We start from the raw sequence: 16,082 nt of genomic DNA on the forward strand, positions 1-16,082 counted from the left end.
ACATGTTCCGCCGCACGTTCTGGTTCACCGCGGGCGCCGCCGTCGGCGTCTGGGCCACCACCAAGGTCCATCGCAAGATCCAGCAGCTCACCCCGGAGAGCCTCGCCGCACAGGCCGCGAACAAGGCCGTCGACGCGGGTCACCGGCTCAAGGACTTCGCCCTCGACGTCCGGGCCGGAATGATCCAGCGCGAGGAGGAGCTGGGCGAGGCACTCGGGGTGAATGCCCCGCCCGGCGCCGAGCTCCCCGCACAGCGCCACCGTCCCGCCATCGGCCGGACCGCGGGCGCCCGCGCCAGCCGCACCGGCCACCCCGACAACCCGTACAACCGGAATGAGGACCACTGATGGAGTCGGCTGAGATCCGCCGCCGCTGGCTGAGCTTCTTCGAGGAGCGCGGGCACACCGTCGTGCCTTCGGCGTCGCTCATCGCGGACGACCCGACTCTGCTGCTGATCAACGCGGGCATGGTTCCCTTCAAGCCGTACTTCCTCGGCGAGACCAGGCCGCCCGCCCCGCGTATCACCAGCGTGCAGAAGTGCGTCCGCACCCCGGACATCGAGGAGGTCGGCAAGACCACCCGGCACGGCACCTTCTTCCAGATGTGCGGCAACTTCTCCTTCGGGGACTACTTCAAGGAAGGCGCCATCACCTACGCCTGGGAGCTGCTCACCAGCCCCCAGGACAAGGGCGGCTACGGCCTCGACCCCGAGCGGCTGTGGATCACGGTCTACAAGGAGGACGACGAGGCCGAGCAGATCTGGCGCGATGTCGTGGGGGTGCCCGCCGAGCGCATCCAGCGTCTGGGCATGGGCCCCAACTTCTGGTCCATGGGCGTCCCCGGTCCCTGCGGCCCCTGCTCCGAGATCAACTACGACCGCGGTCCGGAGTTCGGCGAGGAGGGCGGCCCCGCCGTCAACGACGAGCGCTATGTGGAGATCTGGAATCTGGTCTTCATGCAGTACGAGCGCGGCGCGGGCGAGGGCAAGGAGGACTTCCCCATCCTCGGGGACCTGCCCTCGAAGAACATCGACACCGGTCTCGGCCTCGAACGTCTCGCCATGATCCTCCAGGGCGTGCACAACATGTACGAGACCGACACCCTGCGGGTCGTCATGGACAAGGCCACCGAGCTGACCGGGGTGCGCTACGGGGCCGACCACGGCACCGATGTCTCGCTGCGCGTGGTCGCCGACCACATCCGTACCTCCGTGATGCTCATCGGCGACGGTGTCACCCCCGGCAACGAGGGCCGCGGCTATGTGCTGCGCCGCATCATGCGCCGCGCCATCCGCAATATGCGCCTCCTCGGCGCCACCGGCCCGGTCGTCGCCGAGCTGGCCGACACCGTCATCACGACCATGGGGCAGCAGTACCCGGAGCTGATCACCGACCGCTCGCGGATCGAGACCGTGGCCCTCGCGGAGGAGGCCCGGTTCCTCAAGACGCTCAACGCCGGGACGAACGTGCTCGACGGCGCCGTGAGCGAGGCCAGGGACGCCGGTTCCACCGTGCTCTCCGGTGACAAGGCGTTCCTGCTCCACGACACCTGGGGCTTCCCGATCGACCTCACCCTGGAGATGGCCGCCGAGCAGGGGCTGTCCGTGGACGAGGACGGCTTCCGGCGGCTCATGAAGGAGCAGCGGGACCGGGCCAAGGCCGATGCCCGGGCCAAGAAGACCGGGCACGCCGATCTGTCCGCCTACCGCTCGGTCGCCGACACCTCCGGTTCCACCGAGTTCACCGGATACGCCGCCCACGAGGGCGAGTCCACCGTCGTCGGGCTGCTCGTCGACGGGGTGCCCTCGCCCGCCGCCGTGGAGGGCGACGAGGTCGAGGTCGTCCTCGACCGGACCCCCTTCTACGCCGAGGGCGGCGGCCAGCTCGCCGACCAGGGCCGGATCCGGCTGGACTCCGGTGCCGTCATCGAGGTGCGCGATGTCCAGCAGCCCGTTCCCGGTGTCTCCGTGCACAAGGGTTCGGTGCAGGTCGGCGAGGTGACCGTCGGGGCCTCCGCCTACGCCTCCATCGATGTACGCCGCCGTCTGGCGATCGCCCGCGCCCACAGCGCCACCCATCTGACCCACCAGGCGCTGCGGGACGCCCTCGGCCCCACGGCCGCCCAGGCCGGTTCGGAGAACTCTCCCGGGCGCTTCCGCTTCGACTTCGGCTCGCCTTCCGCCGTACCGGGAACGGTCCTCACCGACGTCGAGCAGAAGATCAACGAGGTGCTCGCCCGGGAACTCGACGTACAGGCCGAGATCATGAGCATCGACGAGGCCAAGAAGCAGGGCGCCATCGCCGAGTTCGGCGAGAAGTACGGCGAGCGGGTCCGGGTGGTGACCATCGGCGACTTCTCCAAGGAGCTGTGCGGCGGCACCCATGTGCACAACACCGCCCAGCTCGGCCTGGTGAAGCTGCTCGGCGAGTCGTCGATCGGCTCCGGTGTGCGCCGGATCGAGGCCCTGGTCGGCGTGGACGCGTACCACTTCCTCGCCCGGGAGCACACGGTCGTCGCCCAGCTCCAGGAGCTGCTCAAGGGCCGTCCCGAGGAGCTTCCGGAGAAGATCTCCGGCATGCTCGCCAAGCTGAAGGACGCCGAGAAGGAGATCGAGCGGTTCCGCGCCGAGAAGGTGCTGGCCGCCGCCGCGGGGCTCGCCGAGGGCGCCCGGGACGTACGGGGTGTCGCCCTGGTCACCGGGCAGGTGCCGGACGGGACCACCGCCGACGACCTGCGCAAGCTGGTCCTCGACGTCCGCGGCCGTATCCCCGGTGACCGCCCGGCAGTCGTCGCCCTCTTCACGGTGGCCAACGGCCGCCCGCTGACCGTCATCGCCACCAATGAGGCCGCCCGGGAGCGCGGGCTCAAGGCCGGTGACCTGGTCCGTACCGCCGCCAAGACGCTCGGTGGCGGCGGTGGCGGCAAGCCCGACGTCGCCCAGGGCGGCGGGCAGAACCCGGACGCCGTCGCCGACGCCGTCAGCGCCGTCGAACGACTGGTGGCCGAGACCTCGTGAGGCGCGGACGCCGGCTCGCGATCGATGTCGGGGACGCCCGGATCGGGGTCGCCTCGTGCGACCCCGACGGGGTCCTCGCCACCCCGGTGGAGACCGTGCCGGGACGTGATGTCCCGGCCGCCCACCGCAGGCTCGGGCAGCTGGTCGAGGAGTACGAGCCGATCGAGGTCGTCGTCGGGCTGCCCCGCTCGCTCAGCGGGGGTGAGGGCCCGGCCGCCGCCAAGGTCCGCGCCTTCGCCCAGACGCTCGCCCGTACCGTCACCCCGACGCCTGTCCGGCTGGTCGACGAGAGAATGTCCACAGTGACGGCCGGCCAGAGCCTGAGGGCCTCGGGCGTGACGTCCAGAAAAGGCCGCTCGGTCATCGACCAGGCCGCCGCTGTGGTGATCCTCCAGAACGCTCTGGAGTCCGAACGGGCGTCAGGCACGCCCCCGGGCGAGGGCGTCGAAGCGATTGTCTGATCGCGATACGGTAACGTTCCGCGCGATGTGGCGGTGTTCGAACAGCTGCCGCACAGAAATGAGGCGGAACGGTACATCGTCCGTCTCGCGGCCCTAGGGGAATCGATGACTGATTATGGCCGGAGCCCCGGCTCCGAACCGTGGCATTCCGATGACCCCTTGTACGGCGATCAGGGTTGGGATCAGCAACAGGCTGTTTCCGGCCAAGTTCCCTACGGTGGGGAGGCGCAGCAGCAGTACCCCGAGCAGGGGTACTCCCAGCAGCCGCAGCAGCCCCAGCAGCAGGGCTACGGCGCCCAGGACCCGTATCAGCAGCAGTACGGCCAGCAGGGCTACGGCGGGCAGCAGCAGTACGCCGCGGACCAGCACACGTACGGCGGTGACCCGCAGGGGGCCGGTCAGCACACCTACGGCGGTGACCCCCAGCAGGCCGGTCAGCACACCTATGGCGGTGAGCAGCAGTACGGCACCGGGGACCCCCACGCCGGCTCCTGGGACACCGGCGGGCAGGCGGGCGCCCCGTACACCGGCACCCCCGCCGACACCCTCGGCGGCCAGCCCGCCACCGGCTACCCGGGCGGGCAGGAGGACGACTACTACGCCACTCCCGAGGCGTACCCGCCGCCGCAGCCCCCGGGCCGCCGCCACGGCGAGCCGGAGGCAGGCCGTGGCGACTGGGACGCCGAGGCGCCGGAGGAGGAGAAGCACGCCTTCTTCACCGACAACGGTCCCGACGACGACGCTACGCGCGATGACGACCCCCTGGAGAGCCGTGAGCCGCGCCGCCGGGGAGGCGGCGCGGGCGGGGGCGAGCGCCGGGGCAAGGGCAAGAAGAAGAGCCGCAACGGCTGCGCCTGTCTGGTCGTGTCGCTGGTGCTCGTCGGCGGGGTCGGCGGCGCCGGGTACTTCGGCTACCAGTTCCTGCAGGGCAGGTTCGGCGCGGCCGAGGACTACTCCGGCGCGGGAAGCGGCTCCGTCACCGTCGAGATCCCCAAGGGCGCCGGGCTGCTGGAGATCGGCAGCATCCTGAAGAAGCAGGGCGTGGTCAAGAGCGCCGGGGCCTTCGTCTCCGCGGCCAACAAGGACGAGCGGGCCAAGGGCATCCAGGACGGCGTCTACATGCTGGCGAAGGAAATGTCCGGTGCCAACGCGGTGAAGCTGATGCTCGACCCCAAGAGCCGCAATGTCATGATCATCCCGGAGGGCAAGCGCAACACCTTCGTCTACGCCGAGATGGACAAGCGCCTCGGACTGAAGGCGGGCTCAACCCGGAAGGTCGCCGAGACCCAGGCGAAGTCCCTCGGACTGCCGGCCTGGGCCGACAGCAACCGGGACATCAAGGACCCCCTGGAAGGCTTCCTGTTCCCCGCGAGCTACCCGATCGCCAAGGGCATGAAGCCCGAGGCCGTCCTGCGGAAGATGATCGCCCGTGCGAACGAGGAGTTCGGCAGGAAGGACCTCCAGGCGGAGGCCGAGCGGCTTGGCCTGAAGTCGCCGCTCGAGTTGCTGACGGTCGCGAGCCTCGTCCAGGCCGAGGGCAAGTTCAAGCAGGACTTCGACAAGGTCTCGCGTGTCGTCTACAACCGTCTCCAGCCCGACAACACCGAGACGGTCGGACGGCTGGAGTTCGACTCGACGGTGAACTACATCAAGAACCAGAGCAGGCTGGACATCGGCAGCGTCGACGCGCTGCGCAGGATCAAGGACCCGTACAACACGTACTCCGTCAAGGGCCTGCCCCCCGGTCCGATCGGCAACCCCGGCCTGAGCGCGTTCAACTCGGCACTCGACCCCACGCCCGGCCCCTGGTACTACTTCGTGTCGGTCACCGAGGACGAGACGCTCTTCGCCGAGACGAACGAGGAGCACGAACGCAACCGCAAGCAGTACCAGGAACAGCAGGAGAACTCCGGCCAGTGAGCAGCACCCGTCGGCGCGCGGCGGTCCTCGGATCGCCGATCGCCCACTCCCTCTCGCCCGTCCTGCACCGCGCCGCGTACGCGGAGCTGGGTCTGACCGGCTGGTCGTACGACCGCTTCGAGGTGGACGAGGCGGCCCTGCCCGGCTTCGTCGGGCGACTGGACGAAACCTGGGCCGGCTTCTCGCTGACCATGCCGCTGAAGCGGGCGGTCATCCCGCTGCTCGACGCCGTCAGCGACACCGCGGCCTCGGTGGAGGCCGTGAACACCGTCGTCCTGACGGACGACGGCCGCCGCCTCGGCGACAACACCGATATCCCCGGCATGATCGCCGCGCTGCGGGAGAGCGGTGTCGACAAGGTCGAATCGGCGGCCGTGCTGGGAGCCGGCGCCACCGCCTCCTCCGCGCTCGCCGCGCTCGCGCGGATCTGCGCGGGCCCGGTCACCGCGTATGTACGCGGAGCGGCGCGCGCGGCCGAGATGCGCGGCTGGGGCGAGCGGCTCGGCGTCGAGGTGCGGATCGCCGACTGGGCGGACGCCGCCGAGGCCCTGCGGGCGCCGCTGGTCGTCGCGACCACCCCGGCCGGCGCCACCGACTTCCTCACCGGCTCGGTTCCCGCGCGCCCCGGCACCCTCTTCGACGTCCTGTACGAGCCCTGGCCCACCCCTCTCGCGGCCGGCTGGTCGGCACACGGGGGAGCCGTCGTCGGCGGGCTCGACCTCCTCGTCCACCAGGCCGTGCTCCAGGTCGAGCAGATGACCGGCCGCGCGCCCGCACCGCTCGGCGCCATGCGAAACGCGGGTGAACGGGCGCTCGCCGGGCGATAGGCTCCTGCGCATTCCAAGGGTGACACGGCCGCGAGGCCACGGTGGTGGGGGCACGTTTGATGGACACGGAACAGCCACAGGCGGGTATCGTCGCGAAGGTCTTCGACGGTCTCACCTTCCTTCTGCCGGACTGGCTGGAGATACCGCTGCTGTGCCTGGTGGTCGCCCTGGTGGTCTGGGGCTGGGTCAGCTCCCTCAGGAACAAGCTCGCCCGGCGCCGCGCCGCCCGCACCGCGCCGCCTCCCGCCGCCCACGGCAGCGGTGCCGACTATCTCGGGCCGTACGCGCCCCAGGCCCCGGCAGGCGCTCCCCGGCCGCAGGGAGGGCCCCAGGGACAGGCCGGGGGACAGCCGCAGGACCCGCCGCGGGGGCCGAGCGGCGCCGACTTCCTCGGCTCGTACGCCCCGCCGGGCCACCGCGACGGCCGCGCGGGCTGAGCCGGCCGCCCACCGGCAACCGGCGTCCCGGGCCACCCGTCACCGGCGTCCCGGGCCGTCCGACTGCTGGACCGCCGACCGGCCCACACCCCGGGACATGGGAGGATCGGGAGAGGCGGGCCAGGGCCGCGCACCCGGCCGCGCTGTCGCAGTTCCAGGCGCGAGCATGAGGAGCACCGTTGAGCAGGTTGCGTTGGCTGACGGCGGGGGAATCGCACGGACCCGCACTGGTGGCGACGCTGGAGGGTCTTCCCGCCGGTGTCCCGGTCACCACCGAGATGGTGGCGGACCACCTCGCCAGGCGACGCCTCGGCTATGGGCGCGGCGCGCGCATGAAGTTCGAGCAGGACGAGGTCACCTTCATCGGCGGTGTCCGGCACGGGCTGACCATGGGCTCCCCGGTCGCCGTCATGGTGGGCAACAGCGAGTGGCCCAAGTGGGAGAAGGTCATGGCGGCCGACCCCGTCGACCCCGACGAGCTGGCCTCCCTCGCCCGTAACGCCCCGCTGACCCGGCCCCGGCCCGGCCACGCGGACCTCGCGGGGATGCAGAAGTACGCGCTGGAGGAGGCCCGGCCCGTGCTGGAGCGCGCCAGCGCCCGGGAGACCGCCGCGCGGGTCGCGCTCGGCGCCGTCGCCCGCTCCTACCTCAAGGAGACGGCCGGCGTCGAGATCGTCTCCCATGTCGTCGAGTTCGGCGGCGCCAAGGCCCCCAGGGACGTGTACCCGACCCCGGCCGACGTCGAGCGGCTCGACGCCGACCCCGTGCGCTGTCTGGACGCCGACGCCAGCAAGGCGATGGTCGCGGAGATCGACCAGGCCCGTAAGGACGGCGACACCCTCGGCGGTGTGGTCGAGGTCCTGGCGTACGGCGTGCCGGTCGGACTCGGCTCGTACGTCCACTGGGACCGGCGGCTCGACGCCCGGCTCGCGGGCGCGCTGATGGGCATCCAGGCCATCAAGGGGGTCGAGCTGGGCGACGGATTCGAGCTGGCGCGGGTGCCCGGCTCGCAGGCGCACGACGAGATCGTCTCCACCCCCGAAGGGCTGCGCCGCGCCTCCGGCCGCTCCGGCGGTACCGAGGGCGGCATGTCCACCGGCGAGCTGCTGCGGGTGCGCGCCGCCATGAAGCCGATCGCGACCGTGCCCAGGGCGCTGGCCACCGTCGACATCACCACCGGCGAGGCCGCCGCCGCCCACCACCAGCGCTCGGACGTGGCCGCGGTCCCGGCGGCCGGTATCGTCGCCGAGGCGATGGTCGCCCTGGTGCTCGCGGACGCGGTCGCGGAGAAGTTCGGCGGCGACAGCGTCCAGGAGACCCGCCGCAACGTCCGCTCGTACCTCGACCATCTCCACATCCGGTGAGCGCCCCGCTGATCGTCCTCGTCGGGCCGATGGGCTCCGGCAAGTCCACCGTGGGTGAACTGCTGGCCCGGCGGCTCGGCGTGGGGTACCGGGACACCGACGCCGATATCGTCGCCGCCGAGGGCCGCGAGATCTCGGACATCTTCGTCGACGACGGCGAGCCCCGGTTCCGGGAGCTGGAGCGGGCCGCCGTACGGGCGGCCGTCGCCGAGCACACCGGCGTACTGGCCCTCGGCGGCGGCGCGATCCTCGACGAGTCGACAAGGACCCTGCTCGGCGGGCTCCCCGTCGTCTATCTGTCGCTGGAGCTGGAGGAGGCGGTCCGGCGGACCGGCCTCGGCCAGGCCCGCCCGCTGCTCGCGGTCAACCCGCGTCGCCAGTGGCGTGAGCAGATGGACGCCCGCCGCCCCCTGTACACCGATGTGGCCCGCGTGGTCGTGGCCACCGACGAACGCACCCCGGACGAGGTCGCCCAGGCGGTCCTCGACGCTTTGGAGCTGAAGGACGCATGAGCGAGCAGTCCCTGACCCGTATCCAGGTCGGCGGTACGGAGGGCACCGCGCCGTACGAGGTACTGGTGGGCCGGCAGCTCCTGGGCGAGCTTCCCGGGCTGATCGGCTCCGTCCAGAGAGTCGCCGTCCTCCACCCCGAGGCGCTCGCCGGGACCGGTGAGGCGATCCGCGAGGACCTCGCGGCCCAGGGGTACGAGGCCATCGCCGTCCAGCTCCCCAACGCCGAGGAGTCCAAGACCGCCGAGGTCGCCGCGTACTGCTGGAAGGCGCTCGGGCAGACCGGCTTCACCCGTACCGATGTCATCGTCGGAGTCGGCGGCGGGGCGACCACCGATCTCGCGGGCTTCGTCGCCGCGACCTGGCTGCGCGGAGTGCGCTGGATCGCGTTGCCGACGACCGTGCTCGGCATGGTGGACGCGGCCGTCGGCGGCAAGACGGGCATCAACACCGCCGAGGGCAAGAACCTGGTGGGCGCCTTCCACCCGCCCGCGGGGGTGCTCTGCGACCTGGCCGCGCTCGACTCGCTGCCGGTCAACGACTACGTCAGCGGACTGGCCGAGATCATCAAGGCGGGCTTCATCGCCGACCCGGTGATCCTCGACCTGGTGGAGGCGGACCCGCAGGGCGCGCGTACGCCCGGGGGACCGCACACCGCCGAACTGATGGAGCGGTCCATCCGGGTCAAGGCCGAGGTCGTCTCCGGCGACCTCAAGGAGTCCGGCCGGCGCGAGATCCTCAACTACGGGCACACCCTCGCCCACGCCATCGAGAAGAACGAGCGCTACAAGTGGCGCCACGGCGCGGCCGTCTCCGTCGGCATGGTCTTCGCCGCCGAGCTGGGCCGGCTCGCGGGCCGGCTCGACGACGCCACCGCCGACCGGCACCGGGCCGTCCTGGAGTCCGTCGGACTGCCGCTGACCTACCGCGGCGACCAGTGGCCGAGGCTCCTGGAGACGATGAAGGTCGACAAGAAGTCCCGTGGCAATCTGCTGCGGTTCATCGTGCTCGACGGTCTGGCCAAGCCGACCGTGCTGGAGGGGCCCGACCCGGCCTTGCTGGTCGCGGCGTACTCCGAGATCGCGGCGGTGTCGTCGTGAGCCGCCCGGTGCTGGTGCTGAACGGCCCCAACCTGGGCCGGCTCGGCTCCCGCGAGCCCGATGTCTACGGCGCGACCTCCTACGCCGGGCTGGTGGAGACCTGCCGGGCGCTCGGCAAGGAGCTGGGTTTCGACGTCGAGGTACGGGAGACGAACGACGAGGGTGAGATGATCCGCTGGCTGCACGAGGCCGCGGACGCGTCGATCCCCGTTGTGCTCAACCCCGCAGCGTTCACGCACTATTCGTACGGGATGCGGGACGCGGCGGCGCAGCTCACGGCGCCGCTGATCGAGGTGCACATCTCAAATCCCCACGCCCGTGAGGTATTTCGGCACACCTCGGTGGTCGCGGCGGTGTCCAGCGGCACGATCGCGGGGTTCGGTATCGGCTCCTACCGGCTCGCGCTGCGCGCGCTGGCGGAGGAACTGGCCGCCTGAGCCCCGGTGTGGCCTGTCTCGCACGATCGGCCGAACGGACCGGCTGAGCAGGGCACTTGGGGCGCTTCCCGGTCGTTGTCCGGTTGCCGGCCGGTACGGGGAAGGGCTTGGCGGCGAACCCTGGGGGTACCGTTCCGTGGCAATGGCAGATGACCTGCCGTCGGACCAGCGTCAGTCGTACGAGACGGAGTGGCACCGGATGCAGCACGCAGCAGGGGCTCCGCTGCCGCCTCCCCATCGGCCGGGCCGGCCCCCGACCACCGCGTGGATACCGCCCGACCCGCGCTCCGGCGCGCCCTCGGGGGCGGCTCCGAGGGGGGCCGGTGGCGGTGGCGGGACAGGCGCGGCGGGGGCGCCTGGTGCGCCCGGTGGCGGCGGAGTGGGGCCTGTTCCTGTGCCGCCCGGTGCGCCCGGTGGCGGGGCGGGTGCGATGTCGGGGGCCGGGGCGCCGGGGCGTGTTCCCGTACCGCCCGGTGGGGGTGGGGCGGGATCGATGTCGGGCTCCGGGGCCCCGGGGCGTGTTCCTGTACCGCCCGGTGGCGGTGGGGCGGGTCCTGTGCCGCCCGTGCCACCGGCCGTGCCTCCCGCCCCGGCCGTGCCTCCGGGGGCCAACCCCGCCCCGCCCGGGCCCCCGACCCCCGGCGGAGGCCATCCCGGCAACGGCCATCGCCCCGCGCCCGGCTGGGCACCGTCCGGGCCCCGGCATCCCTCGGCGGCCCCGCCCCGGGACACCACGGGCCATGTGCAGCTGCCGCCCGGCGGCCCGGTGGCGCTTCCCGCCCCGCCTCCGGCCGACAGCGGTACGGGCGCGGCCACCCTCGCCGTACTGCTGATCGGACCGGCGGGCGCGGGCAAGACGACCGTCGCCCGCCACTGGGCCACCCGGCGCCGGGTGCCCACCGCGCACATCAGCCTGGACGACGTACGCGAATGGGTCTGCTCCGGATTCGCCGACCCCCAGTCCGGGTGGAACGAGCACTCCGAGGCCCAGTACCGGCTGGCCCGCCGCACCTGCGGCTTCGCCGCCCGCAACTTCCTGGCCAACGGCATCTCCTGCATCCTCGACGACGCCGTCTTCCCCGACCGCCCCGTCGTCGGCCTCGGCGGCTGGAAACGCCATGTGGGGCCCGGACTGCTCCCAGTGGTCCTGCTGCCCGGCCTGGAGGTCGTCCTGGAGCGCAACGCCGAGCGCAGTGGCAACCGCCGGCTGTCCGACGAAGAGGTGGCTGCCATCCACGGCCGGATGGCGGGCTGGTACGGCTCGGGGCTGCCGATCATCGACAACTCGAAGTACGACGTGGAGACGACGGCCCGGGTCCTCGACGACGTCCTCGCCCGCTCCATCGCGAGCCCGCCGTCCTGGTAGCGCCCCGGCCGCGCCGGGGACACCCGTCCGCTTCCGGTCGTGGGCTCGGGGGTCCTGTCCACTCCACCGGCCGCGGTCCCAGGGGCCCGTTCAGCGGCGGTCGTCCGCCGTTGTCCGTCAGCTTGCGGTTGCCGGGCCCGGGGCCCTGTCCACCGGCTGCGGTCCCGAGGCCCGATGCGCGGTCGTCCGCCGCCGTCCGTCCGCCTCCGGTTGCGGGCTCGCCTCCGCCGGCCGCAGTGATCCGGAGTGGGGCCGCCGTCCGTCCTCGGGCGCCCGCTTGCCGCCGGTCCGCGGGGCGCCGGCGAGGGCCGCCGCCCCCGGTCGGACGCGCTGACCGGGCCGAATCCCGGATTCACTCGTACGCTCGGGGCATGTCAGAGGTGTTTGGACTCCGCCGTGACCGGCTGCGGGAGCGGTGCGCGAGCGCCGGAAGCGGAGGGGCCCTCGTCTCGCGGCCCGCGAATGTGCGCTATCTCGCGGGCGGCGCGCCCCCTGAGGCGGTACTGCTGCTCGGACCGGACGAGGACGTCCTCCTGTGCCCCGGCAACCCCGGCAGGGACTTCTCCAGGGGGCGGCCCGACGAGCAGGTGCGGCTCAGCATGCTGACGGCCCGGGTGGGCGACCCCGTGGTCGCCGCCGCCGAGAAGGCCCGGCGCGCGGGGGTCGAGGCGCTCGCCGTCGAGGAGCACCACCTCACCGTGGCACGCCACCGGGCCATGCGTTCCGTCGCTCCCGGGCTGCTCCTCGCCGACCTCGGGCTCGCCGTCGAGCAGCAGCGGATCGTCAAGGACGAGGAGGAGATCGCCTCACTGCGGATCGCGGCGGAGATCACGGACCAGGCCCTCGGAGAGCTGCTGGAGTCGATCCTGGTGGGCCGCACCGAGCGCCATCTCGCGCTGGAACTGGAGCGCCGGCTGGTCGACCACGGAGCCGACGGACCCGCCTTCGCGACCTCCGTGGCCACCGGGGCGAACTCCGGCCGCCGTGGCCACCGCCCCACCGACCGCCGGGTCGAGGAGGGTGACTTCCTGGCCGTCTGCGTCGGCGCGGACTACCACGGCTATCGCTGTGAGATCGGCCGTACCTTCGTCATCGGCACCACCCCCGCGGACTGGCAGATCGAACTGTACGACCTGGTCTTCGCCGCCCAGCGGGCCGCACGGGAGGCTCTGGTACCGGGTGTCCCGTACCGCGAGGTGGACCGGGCGGCCCGCCAGATCCTGGACGGAGCGGGCCACGGAGAGGGCCTCGCACCCCTCACCGGGCACGGTGTGGGCCTCGAAATCGACGAGGACCCGCAGTTGGCCCCCGCCGCCATGGGTAAACTGGACGCCTGCGTGCCGGTCACCGTCGAACCGGGGGTCCACCTTCCGGGCCGGGGCGGGGTCCGGATCGATGACACGCTCGTCGTGCGCCAGGAGGCGGACGGCGGACCCGAGCTACTCACCATTACGACCAAGGAGCTGCTCGCGCTCTGAGCGCGCACCGCCGTAGCCCCCGGTCGTCCACGTCAGTCCAGGAGATTCCGCAACCGTGGCTTCCACGAACGACCTCAAGAACGGCATGGTGCTCAAGCTCGACAACGACCAGCTCTGGTCCGTCGTCGAGTTCCAGCACGTCAAGCCCGGCAAGGGCCCGGCCTTTGTGCGTACCAAGCTCAAGAACGTGCTCTCCGGCAAGATCGTCGACAAGACGTTCAACGCCGGCGTGAAGGTCGAGACGGCCACCGTCGACCGGCGCGACATGCAGTTCTCGTACATGGACGGCGACTACTTCGTCTTCATGGACATGCAGACCTATGACCAGCTGCACGTCGACCGCAAGGCCGTCGGTGACGCCGCGAACTTCCTGATCGAGGGCTTCGAGGCGACCGTCGCCACCCACGAGGGCAGCGTGCTCTACGTCGAGCTGCCCGCCGCCGTGGAACTGGTCATCGCGGAGACCGAGCCCGGCGTCCAGGGCGACCGCTCCACCGGTGGCACCAAGCCCGCCAAGCTGGAGACCGGTTACGAGGTCCAGGTCCCGCTCTTCATCACCACCGGTGAGAAGATCAAGGTCGACACCCGCTCCGGCGACTACCTCAGCCGGGTGAACAGCTAACCGTGGCCGCTCGCAGCAAGGCCCGTAAGCGTGCTTTCCAGATCCTCTTCGAGGCCGACCAGCGCGGCATCTCCGTGCAGAACGTCCTCGCCGACTGGATCCGGCACGCACGGACCGACGACCGGCAGCCCCCGGTCAACGAGTACACGATGACCCTGGTCGAGGGGTACGCCGAGTTCGCGGAGCGCATCGACGACCTGATCGTCACCTACGCGGTCGACTGGGACCTGGACCGTATGCCGGTCGTCGACCGGAACATCCTCCGCCTCGGCGCGTACGAGCTGGTGTGGGTGGACGAGACCCCGGACGCGGTCGCGATCGACGAGGCGGTGCAGCTCGCCAAGGAGTTCTCCACCGATGATTCGCCATCGTTCGTGAACGGTCTGCTGGGCCGCTTCAAGGAGCTGAAGCCGTCACTGCGCCGCGAGAGCGCCTGACGGGGCCATGGCGGACGAAGGTCCGCCGGGGCTGGGCCCGGGGTGAGGATCAACGATCCTTGCCCCGGGTTGTTTCTTTTGTGGCTCGGTTCACCTCCGGGGGCCTTCAGTGTGTGTCGACGGTCGATCGTGCTCGACCACTCGTTCCTCGCGGCCTCCGCGCGTTCTCCCTTTCGACACCCACGGCCCCCTTCGGCTCACTCGCCAGGGCACATGGGGTGAAGGGAAAGGGTGCGGGACCTCGTTCGCTCACTCGCCAGGCACAACGGGCGAAGGGAAGGGTGCGGGCCTCTTTGGCTCACTCGCCAAGCCCTTGGGGTGGAGGGAGGGTGCGGGGGCCCTGAAACTCAGCCGCCGGGGACAAGGGGTGAGGCGACGGGTGCAGGGCCCCTGGAGCGCACTCGTCAGGCACCTGAGGGGGAGGGAGGGTGCGGGGGCTCTTCGGCTTGGTGGCCAGGCTTGTGGGGGGGGGTGCCCCTATGGGTTTGGTCAAGGTGGTCGGGTCGGTGTCGGGGGTGAGTCCGGCTGGCACTCTGGCTGTCATGAGCGATGGAGCGTCCGTGCAGGAGTCGGTGGGTGAGGGCATGCGGCCGTGCGTCTTTTGCAATCACCCTGTCGTGATCGACTCGCTTGACGAATGGGACTGCCCGGTGTGCGGCGTGCCCAATGAGGATCAGCCTGACGCGGCGGCAGGGGACTCGTAGAACGTGCCGTCGCGGAGCATCGCGAAGAGGACGTCTGCTCGTCGTCTGGCAAGGCAGAGGAGGGCTTGGGTGTGGTGTTTGCCCTGGTTGATCTTCTTGTCGTAGTAGGCCCTGGAGTCAGGGTCGGCCAGGGCTGCGAACGCGGAGAGGAAGAAGGCCCGTTTGAGCTGCTTGTTTCCGCGGCGTGATGGTTGCTCACCGCGGATCGAGGAGCCCGAGCTGCGGGTTGCCGGGGCGAGGCCGGCGTAGGCGGCGAGGTGGGCGGCGGAGGGGAAGCTGCTGCCGTCGCCGACATCGATGAGGATCCTGGCTCCGGTCCTGACGCCGATCCCCGGCATGGACGTCAGGACCTTGGAAAGAGGGTGGTTGGCCAGCAGTTCCTCGATCCTGGTGGCGATGAGTTTGCGCTGGTCGAGGACTGCTGTGAGCGATCCGGCCAGGCTGGGGACGATCAGTGCGGCTGCGTCCGTGCCCGGGACGACGACGGTCTGTTCGTCCAGGGCGGTGAAGATGTCCTCGACCAGCCGCTCGGCCATCCTCGGTGCCTTCGGCCGTATCAAGGTCACGAGCCGTCGCCTGCCGGCCTTGCGGATCTGGGCCGGCGATCCGAACCGTTCCAGGAGCATCAGGACGGCCGGGTGCTGGATGCGCGGGCCGAGAACTCGCTCCAGGTGCGGGTGGATCTGCGTCATCAGGCCGCGAAGCCGGTTGCTGACCCGGGTGGCCTCGCCGGCCAGGTCGTCGTCGAAGCCGACGATCATCTCCAGCTCGGCGATGGCCTCGTCATCGAGGTCGACCGAGCGGAGGGTGTGCGGCATGACGCGGGCGGCATCCGCGATGACGAATGCATCGCGGGCGTCGGTCTTGGCCTCGCCTGGATAGAGATCGGCGATCCGCCGCATCGTCAATCCGGGCAGATAAGCGACCGGGCAGCCCATGTCCCGGGCCACAGCCAGCGGCAGAGCGCCGATGGAGGCCGGCTGGTCGACCACCACAAGCACGGTCCCGTGCTTGGCCTGCAGCTTGCCGAAGACCTCGCGGAGCTTGGGTTCGCTGTTGGGCAGCCGTTTGTCGAAGGCCTTCTTCCCGGCCGGGGTGACGGCGGTGGCGTGGTGTTCGCCCTTGCCGACGTCCAGGCCGAGGAAGGCACCGATGTCGCTGACGTCGATCACGTGCTTCCTCCGGTCGTTCCCTCGCCCGGCCGTCCCACGGCACCGATCGCCACATCCACATTACGAAGAGCCTCCCGACCTGCGGAAAGGCCGGTGGTCATGCCCCTAATCAGCGGTCTGTCGATGCCTCCGGAGCTGGGTTGAGTCGGCCTGGGACGCGGTGCCGGGATTGCTCCCGGTCCGTTTTCCCAGGCCGCTCGCCGAACCCGCCGTGCGCCTTACGACGCAACGG

15 protein-coding genes are annotated in these 16,082 nt (G+C 71.3%); 14 read left to right on the top strand and 1 reads right to left on the bottom strand.

Annotated features, from left to right (window positions below; genetic code table 11):
• Positions 1 to 2 precede the first annotated feature (2 nt).
• The 14 genes from ACIBCM_RS17005 to nusB all read left to right on the top strand — a co-directional run bounded on the left by ACIBCM_RS17005 (position 3) and on the right by nusB (position 13,974).
• Positions 3 to 347 (top strand): DUF6167 family protein, encoded by a 345-nt coding sequence (locus tag ACIBCM_RS17005; RefSeq protein WP_399243824.1) that lies wholly within the window; start codon positions 3 to 5, stop codon positions 345 to 347.
• Complete coding sequence (gene alaS / locus ACIBCM_RS17010; RefSeq protein ID WP_399243826.1) at positions 347 to 3,016, top strand: alanine--tRNA ligase; 2,670 nt, start codon at positions 347 to 349, stop codon at positions 3,014 to 3,016. Before ACIBCM_RS17005 ends, alaS begins: the two co-directional genes overlap by 1 nt.
• Positions 3,013 to 3,477, top strand: coding sequence for a Holliday junction resolvase RuvX (ruvX, locus tag ACIBCM_RS17015; RefSeq protein WP_399243828.1), 465 nt, complete (start codon positions 3,013 to 3,015; stop codon positions 3,475 to 3,477). Before alaS ends, ruvX begins: the two co-directional genes overlap by 4 nt.
• A 105-nt stretch (positions 3,478 to 3,582) precedes the next feature.
• Entirely contained in the window at positions 3,583 to 5,397 is a 1,815-nt protein-coding gene (gene mltG, locus ACIBCM_RS17020; RefSeq protein WP_399243830.1) for an endolytic transglycosylase MltG, read from the top strand.
• Complete coding sequence (locus ACIBCM_RS17025) at positions 5,394 to 6,224, top strand: shikimate dehydrogenase (protein WP_399243833.1); 831 nt, start codon at positions 5,394 to 5,396, stop codon at positions 6,222 to 6,224. The genes mltG and ACIBCM_RS17025 overlap by 4 nt, the downstream gene beginning before the upstream one ends.
• A 59-nt stretch (positions 6,225 to 6,283) precedes the next feature.
• On the top strand, positions 6,284 to 6,661 hold the full coding sequence (locus ACIBCM_RS17030; RefSeq protein WP_399243835.1) for a hypothetical protein: 378 nt from the start codon (positions 6,284 to 6,286) through the stop codon (positions 6,659 to 6,661).
• Positions 6,662 to 6,840: 179 nt separating this feature from the next.
• Entirely contained in the window at positions 6,841 to 8,025 is a 1,185-nt protein-coding gene (aroC, locus tag ACIBCM_RS17035; protein WP_399243837.1) for a chorismate synthase, read from the top strand.
• A gap of 29 nt (positions 8,026 to 8,054) precedes the next feature.
• A complete protein-coding gene (locus ACIBCM_RS17040; protein ID WP_399243907.1) occupies positions 8,055 to 8,537 on the top strand; it encodes a shikimate kinase in 483 nt (160 codons plus the stop codon).
• Positions 8,534 to 9,634 carry a 3-dehydroquinate synthase gene (aroB, locus tag ACIBCM_RS17045; protein ID WP_399243839.1) on the top strand — a complete coding sequence of 367 codons (1,101 nt, stop codon included), beginning with the start codon at positions 8,534 to 8,536 and terminating at the stop codon, positions 9,632 to 9,634. The genes ACIBCM_RS17040 and aroB overlap by 4 nt, the downstream gene beginning before the upstream one ends.
• Entirely contained in the window at positions 9,631 to 10,071 is a 441-nt protein-coding gene (gene aroQ, locus ACIBCM_RS17050) for a type II 3-dehydroquinate dehydratase (RefSeq protein WP_399243841.1), read from the top strand. The genes aroB and aroQ overlap by 4 nt, the downstream gene beginning before the upstream one ends.
• A gap of 493 nt (positions 10,072 to 10,564) precedes the next feature.
• On the top strand, positions 10,565 to 11,437 hold the full coding sequence (locus ACIBCM_RS17055; RefSeq protein WP_399243843.1) for an AAA family ATPase: 873 nt from the start codon (positions 10,565 to 10,567) through the stop codon (positions 11,435 to 11,437).
• A gap of 371 nt (positions 11,438 to 11,808) precedes the next feature.
• On the top strand, positions 11,809 to 12,915 hold the full coding sequence (locus ACIBCM_RS17060) for an aminopeptidase P family protein (protein ID WP_399243846.1): 1,107 nt from the start codon (positions 11,809 to 11,811) through the stop codon (positions 12,913 to 12,915).
• 55 nt (positions 12,916 to 12,970) lie between these two features.
• Complete coding sequence (gene efp / locus ACIBCM_RS17065) at positions 12,971 to 13,537, top strand: elongation factor P (protein ID WP_389277088.1); 567 nt, start codon at positions 12,971 to 12,973, stop codon at positions 13,535 to 13,537.
• Between the two features lie 2 nt (positions 13,538 to 13,539).
• A complete protein-coding gene (gene nusB / locus ACIBCM_RS17070; protein ID WP_399243849.1) occupies positions 13,540 to 13,974 on the top strand; it encodes a transcription antitermination factor NusB in 435 nt (144 codons plus the stop codon).
• 673 nt (positions 13,975 to 14,647) lie between these two features.
• Here nusB and ACIBCM_RS17075 read toward each other — a convergent pair.
• Positions 14,648 to 15,850 (bottom strand): IS110 family transposase, encoded by a 1,203-nt coding sequence (locus tag ACIBCM_RS17075; RefSeq protein ID WP_399243852.1) that lies wholly within the window; start codon positions 15,848 to 15,850, stop codon positions 14,648 to 14,650.
• Between the last annotated feature and the right edge of the window lie 232 nt (positions 15,851 to 16,082).

It is taken from the genome of Streptomyces sp. NPDC051018 (genome assembly GCF_044456085.1).
Taxonomy (GTDB): Bacteria; Actinomycetota; Actinomycetes; order Streptomycetales; family Streptomycetaceae; genus Streptomyces.